The 17020-nt window shown below is 54.5% G+C and carries 17 protein-coding genes; 14 read left to right on the top strand and 3 right to left on the bottom strand.

The genetic code is table 11. The features are described 5' to 3' along the window. Window positions 1–109: 109 nt before the first annotated feature. Window positions 110–592 (bottom strand): zinc ribbon-containing protein, encoded by a 483-nt coding sequence (locus tag HX884_RS21125; RefSeq protein ID WP_178328741.1) that lies wholly within the window; start codon window positions 590–592, stop codon window positions 110–112. Window positions 593–806: 214 nt separating this feature from the next. Between HX884_RS21125 and leuS the strand changes: the two genes are divergently transcribed. The 14 genes from leuS (at window position 807) to lipA (ending at window position 15768) form a co-directional block, all read left to right on the top strand. Continuing rightward, on the top strand, window positions 807–3389 hold the full coding sequence (gene leuS / locus HX884_RS21120) for a leucine--tRNA ligase (protein ID WP_178328740.1): 2583 nt from the start codon (window positions 807–809) through the stop codon (window positions 3387–3389). Window positions 3390–3403: 14 nt separating this feature from the next. Continuing rightward, entirely contained in the window at window positions 3404–3973 is a 570-nt protein-coding gene (lptE, locus tag HX884_RS21115) for an LPS assembly lipoprotein LptE (protein WP_178328739.1), read from the top strand. Beyond that, complete coding sequence (gene holA, locus HX884_RS21110) at window positions 3973–5004, top strand: DNA polymerase III subunit delta (RefSeq protein WP_040020609.1); 1032 nt, start codon at window positions 3973–3975, stop codon at window positions 5002–5004. The genes lptE and holA overlap by 1 nt, the downstream gene beginning before the upstream one ends. Next, window positions 4997–5662, top strand: coding sequence for a nicotinate-nucleotide adenylyltransferase (gene nadD / locus HX884_RS21105; protein WP_020685664.1), 666 nt, complete (start codon window positions 4997–4999; stop codon window positions 5660–5662). Before holA ends, nadD begins: the two co-directional genes overlap by 8 nt. Before the next feature lie 268 nt (window positions 5663–5930). Next, complete coding sequence (gene rsfS / locus HX884_RS21100) at window positions 5931–6248, top strand: ribosome silencing factor (RefSeq protein ID WP_003858696.1); 318 nt, start codon at window positions 5931–5933, stop codon at window positions 6246–6248. A gap of 3 nt (window positions 6249–6251) precedes the next feature. Further along, window positions 6252–6719, top strand: coding sequence for a 23S rRNA (pseudouridine(1915)-N(3))-methyltransferase RlmH (rlmH, locus tag HX884_RS21095; protein WP_003858701.1), 468 nt, complete (start codon window positions 6252–6254; stop codon window positions 6717–6719). Window positions 6720–6747: 28 nt separating this feature from the next. Further along, on the top strand, window positions 6748–8649 hold the full coding sequence (gene mrdA, locus HX884_RS21090) for a peptidoglycan DD-transpeptidase MrdA (protein WP_013097589.1): 1902 nt from the start codon (window positions 6748–6750) through the stop codon (window positions 8647–8649). Between the two features lie 2 nt (window positions 8650–8651). After that, window positions 8652–9764, top strand: a complete 1113-nt coding sequence (gene mrdB / locus HX884_RS21085) for a peptidoglycan glycosyltransferase MrdB (RefSeq protein WP_013097590.1) — start codon at window positions 8652–8654, stop codon at window positions 9762–9764. 16 nt (window positions 9765–9780) lie between these two features. Then, window positions 9781–10893 (top strand): endolytic peptidoglycan transglycosylase RlpA, encoded by a 1113-nt coding sequence (rlpA, locus tag HX884_RS21080; RefSeq protein WP_178328738.1) that lies wholly within the window; start codon window positions 9781–9783, stop codon window positions 10891–10893. A gap of 139 nt (window positions 10894–11032) precedes the next feature. After that, the gene (gene dacA / locus HX884_RS21075; RefSeq protein WP_013097592.1) at window positions 11033–12244 is read left to right on the top strand and encodes a D-alanyl-D-alanine carboxypeptidase DacA; all 1212 of its coding nucleotides are present in this window, start codon (window positions 11033–11035) and stop codon (window positions 12242–12244) included. 105 nt (window positions 12245–12349) lie between these two features. After that, window positions 12350–12613, top strand: a complete 264-nt coding sequence (ybeD, locus tag HX884_RS21070; protein WP_003858718.1) for a DUF493 family protein YbeD — start codon at window positions 12350–12352, stop codon at window positions 12611–12613. 95 nt (window positions 12614–12708) lie between these two features. Continuing rightward, window positions 12709–13350, top strand: coding sequence for a lipoyl(octanoyl) transferase LipB (lipB, locus tag HX884_RS21065; protein WP_013097593.1), 642 nt, complete (start codon window positions 12709–12711; stop codon window positions 13348–13350). A 291-nt stretch (window positions 13351–13641) separates the two neighbouring features. Continuing rightward, the gene (locus HX884_RS21060; RefSeq protein WP_178328737.1) at window positions 13642–14595 is read left to right on the top strand and encodes a YbeF family transcriptional regulator; all 954 of its coding nucleotides are present in this window, start codon (window positions 13642–13644) and stop codon (window positions 14593–14595) included. 207 nt (window positions 14596–14802) lie between these two features. Then, window positions 14803–15768, top strand: coding sequence for a lipoyl synthase (lipA, locus tag HX884_RS21055; RefSeq protein ID WP_013097595.1), 966 nt, complete (start codon window positions 14803–14805; stop codon window positions 15766–15768). Between the two features lie 81 nt (window positions 15769–15849). On the opposite strand, the gene tatE is transcribed toward lipA, so the two are convergent. Further along, on the bottom strand, window positions 15850–16053 hold the full coding sequence (gene tatE, locus HX884_RS21050; protein ID WP_013097596.1) for a twin-arginine translocase subunit TatE: 204 nt from the start codon (window positions 16051–16053) through the stop codon (window positions 15850–15852). A gap of 125 nt (window positions 16054–16178) precedes the next feature. Beyond that, on the bottom strand, window positions 16179–16967 hold the full coding sequence (locus HX884_RS21045; RefSeq protein WP_029882132.1) for a deaminated glutathione amidase: 789 nt from the start codon (window positions 16965–16967) through the stop codon (window positions 16179–16181). Window positions 16968–17020: the final 53 nt, after the last annotated feature.

Here is a 17020-nt window from a genome sequence, read left to right as displayed (position 1 = left end):
TACAGTAATATGGTCATGGCGGCATGACCATATTACTGGGGATCCCTCAGCCCACGGGGAGAGGGAGCAAACACTAAAAACGGCAACGTGGTTGCCGTTTTGCTTTTACCTAGGGCTCAAACGGCCGACGCTGGAACTGATCGTGCCCGCACTTCGGACAAAGTGACAGCACCTCCGGTGTATAAACGGCAATATGGTGATGGCATTTCTCACAGACCAGATTTCCCAGCCCCACCACTTCACCGCTGTGGTACACGCCGTGATGATTCAGATCCTGAAAGACTTCACGCCACTCCAGCTGTGTTTTATCGGTAATATCCGCCAGCTCCTGCCAGAGGCTCTCCTTGATCACCCGCATAAAAACGCTGTCGGTCACCTCGTCCTGGCTCTCCTGGTAACTGCGCGCGAACTCTTCGAGGTCACGACGCACGACGCGCGTCACCTCTTCCACTTCGGTTCGCGTTAACTCACCCGTTTGCGTCACGCGGGCACGCGCCTGTTCCACCAGCGCGTCGATATCACGCTCGCCGTTACGCAGCCGTTCCGTCAGTGTTGCCACCAGTTCGCGGTAAAATTGAGCAACCTTGTTCATCATTTTGCCTCCCGGGTAAGTAACTATTTCTAATAATAGACCTTATTTCATCGCCGCTTTGTCAGGTGAACCACAGACCCGGTAAATTCCTGCAAAGCGCATTTGTGCGAAAGGCTGTTTTGACGCGGGCGTTTGGGCTATGCTATGCGGATCTGAAATACCACATCCATTGGCTACATTTGTAGCTGTATTGAAAACAGGACCACTGGCTGCCATGCAAGAGCAATACCGCCCGGAAGAGATAGAATCAAAAGTCCAGCAACACTGGGACGAGAAGCGTACCTTTGAAGTAACCGAAGACGAGAGCAAAGAGAAGTATTACTGCCTGTCGATGCTTCCCTATCCTTCTGGTCGACTACACATGGGCCACGTGCGTAACTACACCATCGGTGATGTGATTGCACGCTACCAGCGTATGCTGGGCAAAAACGTGCTGCAGCCAATCGGCTGGGATGCATTCGGTCTGCCTGCAGAAGGCGCGGCGGTCAAAAACAATACGGCGCCAGCGCCGTGGACGTACGACAACATCGCGTACATGAAAAACCAGCTCAAAATGCTGGGCTTTGGCTATGACTGGAGCCGCGAGCTGGCGACCTGTACCCCGGAATACTATCGCTGGGAACAGAAGTTCTTCACCGAGCTGTACAAAAAAGGCCTGGTCTATAAGAAGACGTCTGCCGTTAACTGGTGCCCGAACGACCAGACCGTTCTCGCGAACGAACAGGTTATCGACGGCTGCTGCTGGCGCTGCGACACCAAAGTTGAGCGTAAAGAGATCCCACAGTGGTTTATCAAAATCACCGCTTACGCTGACGAACTGCTGAACGATCTGGACACGCTGGACCACTGGCCGGATACCGTTAAGACCATGCAGCGCAACTGGATCGGCCGTTCTGAAGGCGTGGAGATCACCTTCAACGTTGAAAACTACGATCAGACTCTGACCGTCTACACTACCCGTCCTGATACCTTCATGGGCGCGACCTATCTGGCCGTGGCCGCAGGTCACCCGCTGGCGCAGAAAGCTGCCGAAAATAACCCGGAGCTGGCTACCTTCATCGACGAATGCCGCAACACGAAAGTGGCAGAAGCCGACATGGCGACCATGGAGAAGAAAGGCGTTGCCACGGGCTTCTATGCGAAGCACCCACTGACTGGCGAAGCGATTCCGGTCTGGGCAGCAAACTTCGTGCTGATGGAATACGGTACCGGTGCCGTGATGGCTGTTCCGGGTCACGACCAGCGCGACTATGAATTTGCCACCAAATACAACCTGCCGATCAAAGCCGTTATTCTGGCGGCTGACGGCTCTGAACCTGACCTGTCTGAGCAAGCACTGACGGAAAAAGGCACGCTGTTTAACTCTGGTGAGTTCAGCGGCCTGAGCTTCGAAGAGGGTTTCAACGCCATCGCCGACAAACTGGCATCGCTGGGCGTGGGCGAGCGTAAAGTAAACTACCGCCTGCGCGACTGGGGCGTTTCCCGTCAGCGTTACTGGGGTGCGCCAATCCCGATGGTCACGCTGGAAGACGGCACCGTAATGCCAACCCCGGAAGATCAACTCCCGGTGATCCTGCCGGAAGATGTGGTCATGGATGGCATCACCAGCCCGATCAAAGCCGATCCTGAGTGGGCAAAAACCACCGTTAACGGTCAGCCTGCGCTGCGTGAAACCGACACCTTTGACACCTTTATGGAGTCTTCCTGGTACTACGCCCGCTACACCTGCCCGCAGTATCAGGAAGGGATGCTGGATTCCGACGCGGCAAACTACTGGCTGCCGGTAGACATCTACATCGGTGGTATTGAACATGCCATCATGCACCTGCTCTACTTCCGCTTCTTCCACAAGCTGATGCGTGACGCAGGCATGGTGAACTCTGACGAGCCAGCGAAACAACTGCTGTGTCAGGGCATGGTACTGGCAGATGCGTTCTACTATGTGGGTGCGAACGGCGAACGTAACTGGGTCTCTCCGGTTGATGCGATTGTTGAGCGCGACGAGAAAGGCCGTATCGTGAAGGCGAAAGACGTCGAAGGTCATGAACTGGTGTATACCGGCATGAGCAAGATGTCCAAGTCCAAAAACAACGGCATCGACCCGCAGGTGATGGTTGAGCGCTACGGCGCGGATACCGTGCGTCTGTTCATGATGTTTGCCTCTCCGGCAGACATGACCCTGGAGTGGCAGGAGTCCGGTGTTGAAGGGGCGAACCGCTTCCTGAAACGCGTCTGGAAACTGGTTTACGAACACACCGCTCAGGGCGACGCACCAGCACTGAACGTTGCTGCCCTGACTGAAGACCAGCAGGCGCTGCGTCGTGATGTTCATAAAACGATTGCAAAAGTGACCGATGATATTGGTCGTCGTCAGACCTTCAATACCGCAATTGCGGCTATTATGGAACTGATGAACAAGCTGGCGAAAGCACCGCAGGAAGGCGAGCAGGATCGTGCCTTAATGCGTGAAGCGCTGTTGGCCGTCGTGCGCATGTTGAACCCGTTCACCCCGCATGTTAGCTTCACCCTGTGGCAGGAGCTGAAAGGCGAAGGCGATATCGACAACGCGCCGTGGCCGGTTGCTGATGAATCCGCCATGGTGGAAAACACCACGCTGGTGGTGGTACAGGTCAACGGTAAAGTACGCGGTAAAATTACCGTCGCCGTTGATGCAACCGAAGAACAGGTTCATGAGCGTGCTGGCCAGGAACATCTGGTGGCGAAATATCTTGAGGGCGTTACCGTACGTAAAGTGATCTACGTACCGGGTAAACTGCTGAATCTGGTCGTTGGCTAAGCGCGGGAGGAAACGTGCGACAACTGGCAACAATACTCTTATCTCTGGCGGTGCTGGTCACCGCGGGGTGTGGCTGGCATCTGCGCAATACCACTGCGGTGCCCGCTGAGATGAAAACGATGATTTTCGACTCAGGGGATCCGAATGGTCCACTCAGCCGGGCAGTGCGTAACCAGCTGCGTTTGAACGATGTTCAACTGATCGAAAAAGGCACCCTGCGCCAGGATGTACCGTCATTACGTATCTTAAGCTCATCGCTGGCTAAAGATACCGCGTCGATCTTCCAGGATGGACGTACTGCGGAATATCAGATGGTGCTGACAGTGAACGCGGAAGTATTGATCCCGGGTAAAGACATTTTCCCTATCAATACCAAAGTGTACCGCTCGTTCTTTGATAACCCGCAAACGGCGCTGGCAAAAGATGCTGAGCAGCAGATTATCATTAACGAAATGTACGACAAGGCCGCAGAACAGCTGATCCGTAAGCTGCCAGGCATTGCCGCAACGACAAGACAGGGTTCTGACATCATCGACAAACCGGATGCCAACACGCCTCCTGTTTCTACCTCAATGGGTAACTGATGATCAGGCTGTATCCTGAACAACTCCGCGCGCAGCTCAATGAAGGGCTGCGCGCGGCGTATCTGCTACTGGGTAACGACCCGCTCTTGCTTCAGGAAAGCCTGGATGCCGTGCGACATGCCGCCGCCGCTCAGGGCTTTGATGAACACCACACCGTCCAGTTGGATAACAATACCGACTGGAATGCCCTCTTCTCCCTTTGCCAGGCGATGAGTCTCTTTGCATCACGCCAGACCATCCAGATCCTGCTGCCAGAGAATGGTCCGAACGCGGCCATCAATGAACAGCTGGCGACGCTGGTCAGCCTGTTGCACAGCGATCTGCTGTTAATCGTGCGTGGCAACAAGCTCACCAAAGCGCAGGAAAACGCCGCGTGGTTTACCCAACTCGCCACTCATGCCGTGCTGGTCACCTGCCAGACGCCTGAGCAGACCCATCTGCCGAAATGGGTGGCGGCAAGAGCGAAGCAGAATAACCTGCAACTGGACGACGCAGCGAATCAGCTGCTGTGCTACTGCTATGAAGGCAACCTGCTGGCGTTGGCCCAGGCGCTGGACCGGCTCGCCCTCCTCTGGCCCGATGGCAAGCTGACTCTGCCGCGCGTGGAGCAGGCGGTTAACGACGCCGCACACTTCACCCCGTTCCACTGGGTTGATGCGCTGCTGATGGCAAAGAGCAAACGTGCCCTGCATATTTTGCAGCAGCTACGCCTTGAGGGTAGCGAACCGGTTATATTGCTGCGTACGCTGCAGCGTGAACTGCTGATGCTCATCACGCTCAAGCGCCAGTCTGCTCATACGCCATTGCGTTCGTTGTTCGACAAACACCGTGTCTGGCAAAACCGTCGGGCGATGACCACCGAGGCCATTAATCGTCTGAGCCATGAACAGCTGCGCCAGGCGGTACAGCTTTTGATGCGCGCAGAGCTCACGTTAAAACAAGATTACGGCCAGTCCGTCTGGGCGGAACTGGAAAGCCTTTCTCTGCTGCTCTGCCACAAGGCGCTGGCAGATGTATTTATCGATGGATAGCATGCACTCTCTACAGGCCCTGTACGGTGGCACCTTTGACCCGGTCCATTACGGTCATCTGAAACCGGTTGAAATTCTGGCGAATCTGATTGGTCTTCAGCGCGTGATTATCATGCCCAATAACGTTCCGCCACATCGGCCTCAGCCTGAGGCCACCAGCGAGCAGCGAAAAGAGATGCTCGCCCTGGCCATTGCGGATAAACCGCTCTTCAGCCTGGACGAGCGTGAACTCCGTCGCGACACCCCGTCCTGGACCTCGCAAACGCTACAGGAGTGGCGGGCCGAACAGGGGCCGGACAAACCGCTGGCCTTTATCATCGGCCAGGATTCTCTGCTCAACTTCCCCACCTGGCACCAGTATGAAACCATTCTGGAGAACAGCCATCTCCTCGTCTGCCGCCGTCCGGGCTATCCGCTGACCATGCGTGAAGAACAGTATCAGCAGTGGCTGGAGGCTCATCTGACCGACAATGTGGAAGATCTGCATAATCAACCTGCCGGGAAGATCTATCTGGCGGAGACGCCGTGGTTTGATATTTCTGCGACAATCATTCGCGACCGGCTTCAGCACGGTTTAGCCTGTGACGATCTCCTGCCATCGTCAGTGCTGGACTATATCCACGCGCACGGGTTGTATCAGAAAAGCGCAGACGCATAATCCGGGCGCACAAAAAGCGCCTTATTGATTATCCTGCCTTGACAGAGTAAGCCATACTGTTATCCTCCGCTGCCAGACTTTCCCGCCGCTCATTGCTTTACAGAAATTGTTTTACAAAAATGGCGATGCAATCTCCGGCGGAGGGTGGGATGATACCCGCCTTCAAAAGCCCGGCCGGTGACATTTGTCCCGACAGGGGCGTCAGTTCAGGTATACTGTCTGGCTACGAATTCATAGTTGCACAATCTCATTCACCCAGGGGGAAAACTTGCAGGGTAAAGCACTCCAGGATTTTGTTATCGACAAAATTGATGACCTGAAAGGTCAGGACATCATCGCTATCGACGTTAAGGGTAAATCCAGCATCACCGACTGCATGATCATCTGCACCGGTACGTCTACTCGCCATGTGGTTTCAATTGCCGATCATGTTGTGCAGGAATCACGTGCAGCAGGGCTGTTACCGCTCGGTGTTGAAGGTGAAGCGACCGCTGACTGGGTGGTTGTCGATCTTGGCGATGTGATTGTCCACGTCATGCAGGAAGAGAGCCGTCGCCTGTATGAGCTGGAAAAACTCTGGGGTTAATGCGTGAAGTTGCAGCTGGTCGCCGTCGGCACCAAAATGCCGGACTGGGTACAAACCGGTTTTACTGAATATCTGCGTCGTTTCCCTAAAGATATGCCGTTCGAGCTGGTGGAGATCCCCGCCGGAAAGCGCGGCAAGAACGCGGATATTAAACGCATTCTTGATAAAGAGGGAGAACTGATGCTGGCTGCCGCAGGCAAAAACCGCATCGTGACCCTCGATATTCCAGGCAAGCCCTGGGATACGCCGCAGCTGGCGCACGAACTGGAGCGCTGGAAGCAGGATGGTCGTGACGTCAGTCTGTTGATTGGCGGGCCTGAAGGGTTGTCCCCTGCCTGTAAAGCGGCGGCAGAACAAAGTTGGTCTCTCTCCGCGCTGACGCTTCCCCACCCGCTCGTTCGGGTACTGGTGGCAGAAAGCCTGTATCGCGCGTGGAGCATTACTACCAACCACCCCTATCACCGCGAGTAATGACTGACCAGGGTAGATTAAGCAGCGGATGAAACTACAGAATTCTTTTCGCGACTATACGGCTGAGTCCGCGCTGTTTGTGCGCCGGGCGCTGGTCGCCTTTACGGGGATTTTGCTGCTTACCGGCGTGCTGATCGCCAACCTTTATAATCTGCAAATTGTCCGCTATACCGATTACCAGACGCGCTCAAACGAAAACCGCATCAAGCTGGTGCCTATCGCCCCCAGCCGCGGCATTATTTACGACCGTAACGGCACTCCGCTGGCCTTAAACCGCACCATCTACCAGATTGAGATGATGCCGGAAAAAGTCGACAACGTGCAGGATACGCTGGAAGCATTGCGAAGCGTTGTCGATCTTAACGATGACGATATCGCTGCGTTCAAGAAAGAGCGCGCCCGTTCTCACCGTTTTACCTCCATTCCGGTTAAAACCAACCTGACGGAAGTCCAGGTCGCCCGCTTTGCCGTCAACCAGTACCGTTTCCCCGGTGTGGAAGTGAAAGGCTACAAGCGTCGCTATTACCCTTACGGTTCCGCACTGACGCACGTAATCGGCTACGTCTCCAAGATCAACGACAAAGACGTTGAGCGTCTCGATAAAGACGGCAAGCTGGCAAACTACGCCGCGACGCACGATATCGGTAAGCTGGGAATTGAACGCTATTACGAAGATGTCCTGCATGGGCAGACCGGCTATGAAGAGGTGGAAGTTAACAACCGTGGCCGCGTTATTCGTCAGCTGAAAGAGGTGCCGCCGCAGGCAGGGCATGACGTCTACCTGACGCTCGACCTGAAACTCCAGCAGTATATTGAAACCTTACTGGCGGGCAGCCGTGCGGCAGTTGTCGTGACCGATCCGCGTACCGGCGGCATACTGGCGATGGTCTCCATGCCAAGCTACGACCCTAACCTCTTTGTCGATGGAATTTCCAGTAAGGACTACTCCGGCCTGCTTAATGACCCGAACACGCCGCTGGTCAACCGCGCCACGCAGGGGGTCTATCCGCCGGCGTCCACGGTGAAACCTTACGTCGCCGTCTCGGCGCTGAGCGCGGGTGTCATCAATCGCAACACCAGCCTGTTTGACCCGGGCTGGTGGCAGTTACCGGGTTCAGAGAAACGCTATCGCGACTGGAAAAAATGGGGCCACGGTCATCTGAACGTGACGAAATCGCTGGAAGAGTCTGCGGATACCTTCTTCTATCAGGTGGCGTACGACATGGGTATTGACCGCCTGTCAGAGTGGATGAGCAAATTTGGCTACGGCCATTACACCGGGGTCGATCTCGCCGAAGAACGCTCCGGCAACATGCCAACCCGCGAGTGGAAGCTAAAGCGCTTTAAGAAACCGTGGTACCAGGGTGATACCATTCCGGTGGGTATCGGCCAGGGCTACTGGACCGCAACCCCGCTGCAGATGAACAAAGCGATGATGATCCTCATCAACGACGGCGTGGTGAAAGTCCCGCACCTGCTGCAAAGTACCGTTGAAGAGGGCAAAAAAGTGCCGTGGATCCAGCCGCATGAACCGCCAGTGGGGGATATTCACTCCGGCTTCTGGGAGATCGCCAAAGACGGGATGTACGGGGTGGCAAACCGCCCGAACGGTACCGCGCATAAGTATTTCGCCGGAGCGCCGTATAAAGTGGCCGCCAAATCCGGTACGGCGCAGGTCTTCGGCCTGAAGGCCAACGAAACCTATAACGCGCACCGCATTGCCGAACGACTGCGTGACCATAAGCTCATGACGGCATTTGCACCCTATGATAACCCGCAGGTGGCGGTGGCAATGATTCTGGAAAACGGCGGCGCAGGGCCAGCCGTGGGCACCATCATGCGCCAAATCCTCGACCACATCATGCTGGGTGATAACAACACCGAACTGCCGGCTGAAAACCCGGCGGCCGCTGCGGCGGAGGACCAATAATCATGACGGATAATCCAAATAAAAAATCGCTGTGGGATAAAATCCACATCGACCCAGCCATGCTGCTGATCCTGCTGGCTCTGCTGGTCTACAGCGCTCTGGTTATCTGGAGCGCCAGTGGCCAGGACATCGGCATGATGGAGCGCAAGATTGGCCAGATCGCGATGGGGCTGGTCATTATGGTCGTCATGGCGCAGATCCCGCCACGCGTCTACGAAGGCTGGGCCCCCTATCTCTACATCTTCTGTATTATTTTGCTGGTTGCGGTAGATGCCTTTGGGGCCATCTCCAAAGGCGCACAGCGCTGGCTGGATCTGGGTGTAGTTCGTTTCCAGCCCTCGGAAATTGCCAAAATCGCCGTTCCACTGATGGTGGCACGCTTTATCAACCGCGATGTCTGTCCGCCATCACTGAAAAACACGGCCATCGCGCTGGTATTGATTTTCCTGCCAACGTTGCTGGTGGCGGCGCAGCCTGACCTTGGTACCTCGATCCTCATCGCACTCTCCGGCCTGTTTGTTCTCTTCTTGTCGGGCCTGAGCTGGCGTCTGATTGGTATTGCGGTGGTGCTGGTTGCCGCGTTCATCCCTATTCTCTGGTTCTTCCTGATGCATGATTACCAGCGCCAGCGCGTGATGATGCTGCTCGATCCGGAAACCGATCCGCTGGGTGCGGGCTATCATATTATTCAGTCCAAGATCGCGATTGGCTCCGGTGGCCTGCGCGGTAAAGGATGGCTGCACGGCACCCAGTCGCAGCTGGAGTTCTTACCAGAGCGCCATACCGACTTTATCTTTGCGGTCCTGGCGGAAGAGCTTGGGCTGGTCGGCATCTTGATCTTACTCGCGCTGTATGTACTGTTAATCATGCGCGGGTTGTGGATTGCCGCGCGCGCACAAACCACCTTTGGCCGCGTCATGGCGGGCGGGTTAATGTTGATTTTATTCGTTTATGTCTTCGTAAATATTGGTATGGTGAGTGGTATTCTGCCGGTTGTAGGCGTTCCGCTTCCGCTGGTGAGTTACGGAGGCTCGGCACTGATCGTGTTGATGGCCGGGTTTGGTATCGTGATGTCGATCCATACCCACAGAAAAATGTTGTCAAAAAGCGTATAAAAATAAGGGGATCGGAATGCGTAAGCAGTGGCTGGGGATCTGCATTGCGGCAAGTTTACTTGCGGCGTGCACAAGTGATGATGGTCAGCAACAGGCAACCGTCGCGCCGCCGCAGCCTGCGGTGTGTAATGGCCCAATCGTTGAAATCAGCGGCGCCGATCCCGTTTATGAACCGCTCAACGCCAGCGCGAATCAGGATTATGAGCGCGACGGCAAAAGCTACAAAATCGTTCAGGACCCTTCCCGTTTCAGCCAGGCGGGTTTCGCCGCCATTTATGATGCGGAACCCGGGAGCAACCTGACGGCATCAGGAGAAGCGTTCGACCCGACGCAACTCACTGCGGCACACCCGACGCTGCCTATCCCAAGCTACGCGCGTATCACCAACCTGGCGAATGGCCGTATGATCGTGGTCCGCATTAACGATCGCGGTCCGTACGGTAACGACCGTGTGATTTCGCTGTCGCGCGCCTCCGCCGACCGCCTGAACACCTCGAACAATACCAAGGTTCGTATCGACCCCATTATCGTGGCACCGGATGGCTCGCTCTCCGGGCCGGGTACCGCGTGTACGACAGTGGCGAAACAGACCTACGCCCTTCCCGACCGTCCGAATCTTGACGGTGGCATGGGGAGCGTCTCATCGCCGGCCGAGCCTTCTCAGCCAGCAGGCGAAGTGCGTCCTATCAGCAACGACACGTTGCAGAGTGATGACAGCACTGGCGCACCGGTAAAGAGTAGCGGTTTCCTGGGGGCTCCAACGACCCTGGCCTCCGGCGTTCTGGAAGGCAGTGAACCTGCCCCGGCGCCTGTTGCCGCCCCCGTCGCGCAGCAGCCTGCCCCCGTCACCGCTCCGGCAACGACCCAGAGCGCGGCGGTAGCAGCGCCTGCTGCCGCTTCCAGCGGCGGCTTTGTCGTTCAGGTGGGCGCCGTCAGCGCTCAGGCCCGCGCGCAGCAGTATCAACAGCGCCTGAGCCAGCAGTTTGGCGTTCCAGGTCGCGTTGAGCAAAACGGGGCGGTGTGGCGTATTCAGATGGGACCGTTTGCCAGCAAATCGCAGGCAGCGACCCTGCAGCAGCGTCTGCAAAATGAAGCGCAACTCCAGTCATTTATCGCTGTAGCGAAGTAATTTATCGGCGGCATCCGAATTGTCAGTTTGTGTAAAAGTCATTCACAAACTCATGCTTAAAGTCGGATGCCTGCCTGAATAGCATTTGCTATAGTAAGGCACTTTTTTTAATTCCATCACGGATGTCGTAGTTCTGACCATGAAGACCACTTTTTCTGCTCGTTTTGTGCAGCGCATGGCGCTGACCACGGCCCTTTGCGCTGCTGCGCTCTCCGCAGCTCACGCCGATGACCTGAACATCAAGACCATGATCCCTGGCGTTCCGCAAATCGATGCGGAATCCTACATCCTGATCGATTACAACTCTGGCAAAGTTCTGGCAGAACAGAATGCCGATGCCCGCCGCGATCCGGCCAGCCTGACGAAAATGATGACCAGCTACGTTATCGGCCAGGCGATGAAGGCAGGTAAATTTAAAGAAACAGACCTGGTCACCATCGGTAACGATGCGTGGGCAACCGGGAACCCGGTCTTTAAAGGCTCCTCTTTAATGTTCCTGAAACCGGGTATGCAGGTTCCTGTCTCTCAGCTGATTCGTGGTATCAACCTGCAGTCCGGTAACGACGCCTGTGTCGCCATGGCCGATTTCGCTGCGGGCAGCCAGGATGCGTTTGTGGGCCTGATGAACAGCTACGTTTCTGCGCTGGGCCTGAAAAACAGCCACTTCCAGACCGTTCACGGCCTGGATGCGGAGGGTCAGTACAGCTCTGCGCGCGATATGGCGCTGATTGGCCAGGCGCTGATCCGCGATGTACCGAACGAATACGCCATCTATAAAGAGAAAGAGTTTACCTTCAACGGTATTCGCCAGACCAACCGTAACGGCCTGCTGTGGGATAACAGCCTGAACGTTGACGGCATCAAAACCGGTCATACCGACAAAGCGGGTTACAACCTGGTCGCCTCTGCTACCGAAGGTCAGATGCGCCTGATCTCTGCCGTGATGGGCGGTCGTACCTTTAAAGGCCGTGAGACAGAAAGCAAAAAACTGCTGACCTGGGGCTTCCGTTTCTTCGAAACCGTGAACCCACTGAAAGCAGGTAAAGAGTTTGCCTCTGAGCCGGTCTGGTTCGGTGATAACGATCGCGCCTCCCTGGGCGTGGACAAAGATCTGTACCTGACCATTCCACGCGGACGCATGAAAGATCTGAAAGCCAGCTACGTGCTGAACACCACCGAGCTGCATGCACCGCTGCAGAAAAACCAGGTTGTAGGCACCATCAACTTCCAGCTGGATGGCAAAACTATCGATCAGCGCCCGCTGGTTGTCCTGCAGGAAATTCCTGAAGGCAATTTCTTCGGCAAAATCATTGATTACATTAAATTGATGTTCCATCACTGGTTTGGCTAAAAATCGAACACTTGAAAGTGTGATTTTGATCCCCATATACTAAGTATCCTGATAACTCCCACCTGACGTGGGAGTTATTCTTTTTGACGTTACGCCGGAGCTGACATGAAAACCAAACTTAACGAACTGCTTGAATTCCCTACCCCATTTACTTACAAAGTAATGGGTCTGGCGAAACCTGAGCTGGTTGATCAGGTGGTTGAAGTGGTACAGCGCCATGCGCCGGGTGACTACTCTCCGTCAGTAAAACCAAGCAGCAAGGGCAACTACCACTCGGTATCGATTACCATTACCGCAACACACATTGAGCAGGTTGAGACGCTGTACGAAGAGCTCGGCAATATCGAAATTGTTCGTATGGTGCTGTAGTCCCTCTGCGGTTACCCGGTTTGCCGGGTAACCCCTCTCCCCCGCTGTGATATACTCCCCCTCATCTTTTGTCCCTCGTCTTCGGAGACGTCGTTTTGTATCAGGATAAAATTCTTGTCCGTCATCTCGGGCTGCAACCTTATGAGCCTGTCTCCCAGGCTATGCATGACTTCACCGACTCACGCGATGACACCACCCCTGATGAAATCTGGCTGGTAGAACACCTGCCGGTGTTTACGCAGGGGCAAGCGGGAAAAGCGGAACATTTATTGATGACGGGCGATATCCCGGTTATTCAGAGCGACCGCGGCGGGCAGGTTACGTACCATGGCCCAGGGCAACAGGTGATGTACGTTCTCCTGAACCTCAAACGCAGAAAGCTGGGCGTACGTGAACTGGTCACTCTGCTTGAGCAAACGGTCGTCAACACGCTGGCGGAATACGGTATTGATGCGCATCCGCGGGCCGACGCACCGGGAGTCTACGTGGGCGAGATGAAGATCTGCTCGCTGGGGCTGCGTATCCGTAAAGGCTGCTCGTTTCACGGGCTGGCTTTGAACATTAATATGGATTTGAAGCCCTTCCAGCGCATCAACCCCTGCGGCTATGCCGGGATGGAAATGACGCAAATGTGCCAGTGGGTTGATACGGCAACAACAGAAAATATCCGTCCTGTACTTTTAGCTAATATGTTAGCGCTACTTAACAATCCCCCGCACGAATATATCACTGCTTAATATATTATACATTGTGGCTCGATAATTTGACGGGCCACGATTTAATTGCCGCTTTTACACTTTACAATAATCCGCAGATTCTATATTTTCGAAGCGCTCAAATATTACCGATCCATATTATTTAGCCTCCCGTCAGCGCTGCGTGCAGGACCTAAGTAACTTGCGTGATAATCACTCAACTGGTTGTTTTTGATAAACAAGTGAAACAAAACCAACACTTTACGAATCTCTACAAGCATAATAAATAAATTCAACTATCATTCATGTTGTGAATGTGTACGGAGTAAAAGCGTGGAGTATAATAATTTACCAGCCAAACGCCTGAATGAACCCGGTGGCGAAGACAAGCCGCAAATTTTTCGGACTTTACGTAATATTGATCTCAATTTATTGACTATTTTTGAGGCGGTATATGTCCATAAGGGTATCGTTAACGCTGCGAAAATTCTTAATCTCACGCCCTCTGCAATAAGCCAGTCTATTCAAAAGCTGCGCGCTATATTTCCGGACCCGTTATTTATTCGTAAGGGACAGGGTGTCACCCCCACGGCTTACGCCACGCATCTGCATGAGTACATCAGCCAGGGGCTGGAGTCGATTCTGGGCGCGCTGGATTTAACCGGAAGCTACGACAAACAACGAACCATCACCATCGGCTGCTCTCCCTCTGTGGGGGTGTTGGTTATGCCTGACATTTACCAGGCCGTAAAAGAGCATGCGCCGCAGTTGCTGCTGCGTAATGTACCGATCAGCGAACCTGACGTGCAGCTTGCCCAGTTCCAGACCGATTTAATTATCGACAGCGGCAGCTTCAGCGCCCGCGCGTTGGGGCAGAATGTCCTCTATGCCGACAACCTGGTGCTGGTCTGTCGCCAGCAGCATCCGGTGCTCAGCGAGCCGCTCACCATAGAAAATCTGCGTAACTACGATCACTCGTCATTTATGACGGAAGGACAGTCTCATCATGCGCTGCGCCAGCGTATCGATGACATTTTCCCGGAGCGACAGATAAGCTTCAGCAGTTACAATATGTTCACTACTGCATCCCTGATTGGCAGCAGTGACATGCTCTGCATCATGCCTTCGCGCCTGTATCATCTGCTGCGGAAATGCTGGCCGCTGGAGAGTATTCCGCTCAGCCAGTTGAATGCAGAATCTATTGAGATTTCACTGCATTACAATAAGCTCAGTCTGCGCGATCCGGTACTTGAAAATGTGATCCGCATCATCCGCCAGGCCTTCTGACAGGTTGACACAGCACAAGCCCCTGCCGCACGCAGGGCAAAAGGCACAAAACAACAACTATTTTACAAATTGGCGACCTGGCAGGCTGCTTTAACGACCGTTTCAATGATATACTGCCTGTCGTTCGTTCAAAAATAGTTGATAAATACAACATTCCCTTGAATTGAAACGCTTTCCTTCGATATTCGCAACTGGAACACGCACGCTATGAGTAAACCCATTGTGATGGAACGCGGTGTTAAATACCGCGATGCCGATAAAATGGCCCTTATCCCGGTTAAAAACGTGGCTACAGAGCGCGAGGCGCTGTTAAGAAAACCGGAATGGATGAAAATCAAACTTCCGGCCGACTCTTCGCGTATCCAGGGGATCAAAGCGGCGATGCGTAAGAATGGCCTTCACTCTGTATGTGAAGAAGCCTCTTGCCCGAACCTTGCTGAGTGTTTCAACCACGGCACCGCGACGTTTATGATTCTGGGTGCTATCTGTACCCGCCGTTGCCCGTTCTGCGATGTTGCTCATGGCCGCCCGGTGGCGCCGGATGCAAACGAACCTCAAAAACTGGCGCAGACCATTGCTGATATGGCGCTGCGTTATGTGGTCATTACCTCCGTTGACCGTGATGACCTGCGTGATGGGGGTGCTCAGCACTTTGCTGACTGCATTACTGCCATTCGCGAGAAAAGCCCGAACATTAAGATTGAGACGCTGGTGCCGGATTTCCGTGGTCGTATGGACCGCGCGCTGGATATCCTGACCGCAACGCCACCAGACGTCTTTAACCACAACCTGGAGAACGTACCGCGTCTCTACCGTCAGGTGCGTCCGGGTGCAGACTACAACTGGTCCCTGAAGCTGCTGGAGCGTTTTAAAGAAGCGCATCCACATATCCCTACCAAGTCAGGTCTGATGGTCGGCCTTGGTGAGACCAATGACGAAATCATCGAAGTGATGCGCGATCTGCGTCGCCACGGCGTGACCATGCTGACGCTGGGCCAGTATCTGCAGCCAAGCCGTCATCACCTGCCGGTGCAGCGCTACGTTAGCCCGGATGAATTTGATGAGATGAAAGCGGAAGCGATGGCGATGGGCTTCACCCATGCTGCCTGCGGTCCGTTTGTGCGTTCCTCTTACCATGCCGATATGCAGGCAAAAGGCGAAGAAGTTAAATAACCCTGTAATATTCACTTACAGGAATACAAAAAAACCGGCCTGTTGAGCCGGTTTTTTTTTGCAAGCCTTAAGGCATTGCCGTTACTCTTTGTGAGAGAGCTTTTCAGCCGGAACGGTATCCTCGGCGCTTTTCTTCGCTGCCGCGTCATCGTCGTTCATCGCTTTCTTAAAGCCTTTGATGGCGGCACCCAGGTCACCACCCAGCGTGCGTAACTTCTTGGTACCAAACAGCAGGACGACCAGTGCGGCAACCACCAGCAGTTTGGTAATACTAATCTCACCCATAGATACCTTCTTTACTTAAAACAGGCTGCATTCAGCGTCAAAACCGGATCATATTAACGGTCATTTGGCGCGTGCACACAATAGCAACCTGTAACAAGGTGAATCAAGCATTGTTGAAAAAAACATCACAATAATTGCGGTGGCGCAAAACGTCGGTTGCGAAGAACAGGTAATTGCTGCCGTGCAAGCGCTATCCTTTCTGAAATTATCTCCGCCATCAGTAAAACCGGACCTTCCGCTGCGGCGGCAATCGTGACGCCCAGCGGGTCAATCACCCTGCTCTGCCCGATATTTTTATTGCCGCACTCCCCTGCCGCGACCACATAACAGGTGGTATCCAGCGCGCGCGCCGTAAGCAACGTGGCCCAGTGATGCTCTTTCAGCGGCCCTTTAACCCACGCGGCAGGCAGAACAAGCACATCCGCTCCCTGTAATGCCAGGCTCAACGCCAGCTCAGGAAAACGCAAATCGTAGCAGGTCATCAGCCCAATGTTTAAACCATCAACCGCGATCAGGGGCGGAACGCACTCCCCCGGGTCAACCAGGCGCGACTCCTGGATACTGAACGCATCATAGAGATGAAGCTTGGCATAGCTGGCGATGATGACGCCGCCACGGATGGCTACCAGTGTGTTAACTGCCCGGCCAGGCGTTGACGGCACATGGACCGTCAAAATTGTGGTCATGTCATTACCCGCGCTCTCGGCCAGTAATTGCTGTAAAAACGCGCCATCCAGCGGCTGCGCGGATTTCACCGACAAATCCGGGTCGTTATCATCGCGTGCCAGCAAGGCCTCTGGCAGCACCAGCAATGACGCTCCCTTCTGTTGTGCCTGTTTCATCAGCGAGACACACTGCGCCGCGTTCTCATGCCAGCGAGGCGTGACCGCAAACTGCCCTACCGCAACATACATCCGACATTCCGCAGCTAATTTAGGAATAAACTACCTCATAGAGTCTACCGAGT

Origin of the sequence: Enterobacter sp. SECR19-1250, from assembly GCF_013391025.1 — a bacterium.
Lineage (GTDB): Bacteria > Pseudomonadota > Gammaproteobacteria > Enterobacterales > Enterobacteriaceae > Enterobacter > Enterobacter cloacae.
Note: the sequence above shows the minus strand (reverse complement) of the source record. Positions and strands in the feature narration are given on the sequence as shown.

What these genes read in the sequence shown, in the direction of transcription:
- dacA (WP_013097592.1), top strand. Translation starts at nt 11,033, where the DNA reads ATGAAGACCACTTTTTCTGCTCGTTTTGTGCAGCGCATGGCGCTGACC.
- HX884_RS21125 (WP_178328741.1), bottom strand. Translation starts at nt 592, where the DNA reads ATGAACAAGGTTGCTCAATTTTACCGCGAACTGGTGGCAACACTGACG.
- lipA (WP_013097595.1), top strand. Translation starts at nt 14,803, where the DNA reads ATGAGTAAACCCATTGTGATGGAACGCGGTGTTAAATACCGCGATGCC.
- mrdB (WP_013097590.1), top strand. Translation starts at nt 8,652, where the DNA reads ATGACGGATAATCCAAATAAAAAATCGCTGTGGGATAAAATCCACATC.
- HX884_RS21045 (WP_029882132.1), bottom strand. Translation starts at nt 16,967, where the DNA reads ATGTATGTTGCGGTAGGGCAGTTTGCGGTCACGCCTCGCTGGCATGAG.
- tatE (WP_013097596.1), bottom strand. Translation starts at nt 16,053, where the DNA reads ATGGGTGAGATTAGTATTACCAAACTGCTGGTGGTTGCCGCACTGGTC.
- mrdA (WP_013097589.1), top strand. Translation starts at nt 6,748, where the DNA reads ATGAAACTACAGAATTCTTTTCGCGACTATACGGCTGAGTCCGCGCTG.
- ybeD (WP_003858718.1), top strand. Translation starts at nt 12,350, where the DNA reads ATGAAAACCAAACTTAACGAACTGCTTGAATTCCCTACCCCATTTACT.
- rlpA (WP_178328738.1), top strand. Translation starts at nt 9,781, where the DNA reads ATGCGTAAGCAGTGGCTGGGGATCTGCATTGCGGCAAGTTTACTTGCG.
- nadD (WP_020685664.1), top strand. Translation starts at nt 4,997, where the DNA reads ATGGATAGCATGCACTCTCTACAGGCCCTGTACGGTGGCACCTTTGAC.
- leuS (WP_178328740.1), top strand. Translation starts at nt 807, where the DNA reads ATGCAAGAGCAATACCGCCCGGAAGAGATAGAATCAAAAGTCCAGCAA.
- holA (WP_040020609.1), top strand. Translation starts at nt 3,973, where the DNA reads ATGATCAGGCTGTATCCTGAACAACTCCGCGCGCAGCTCAATGAAGGG.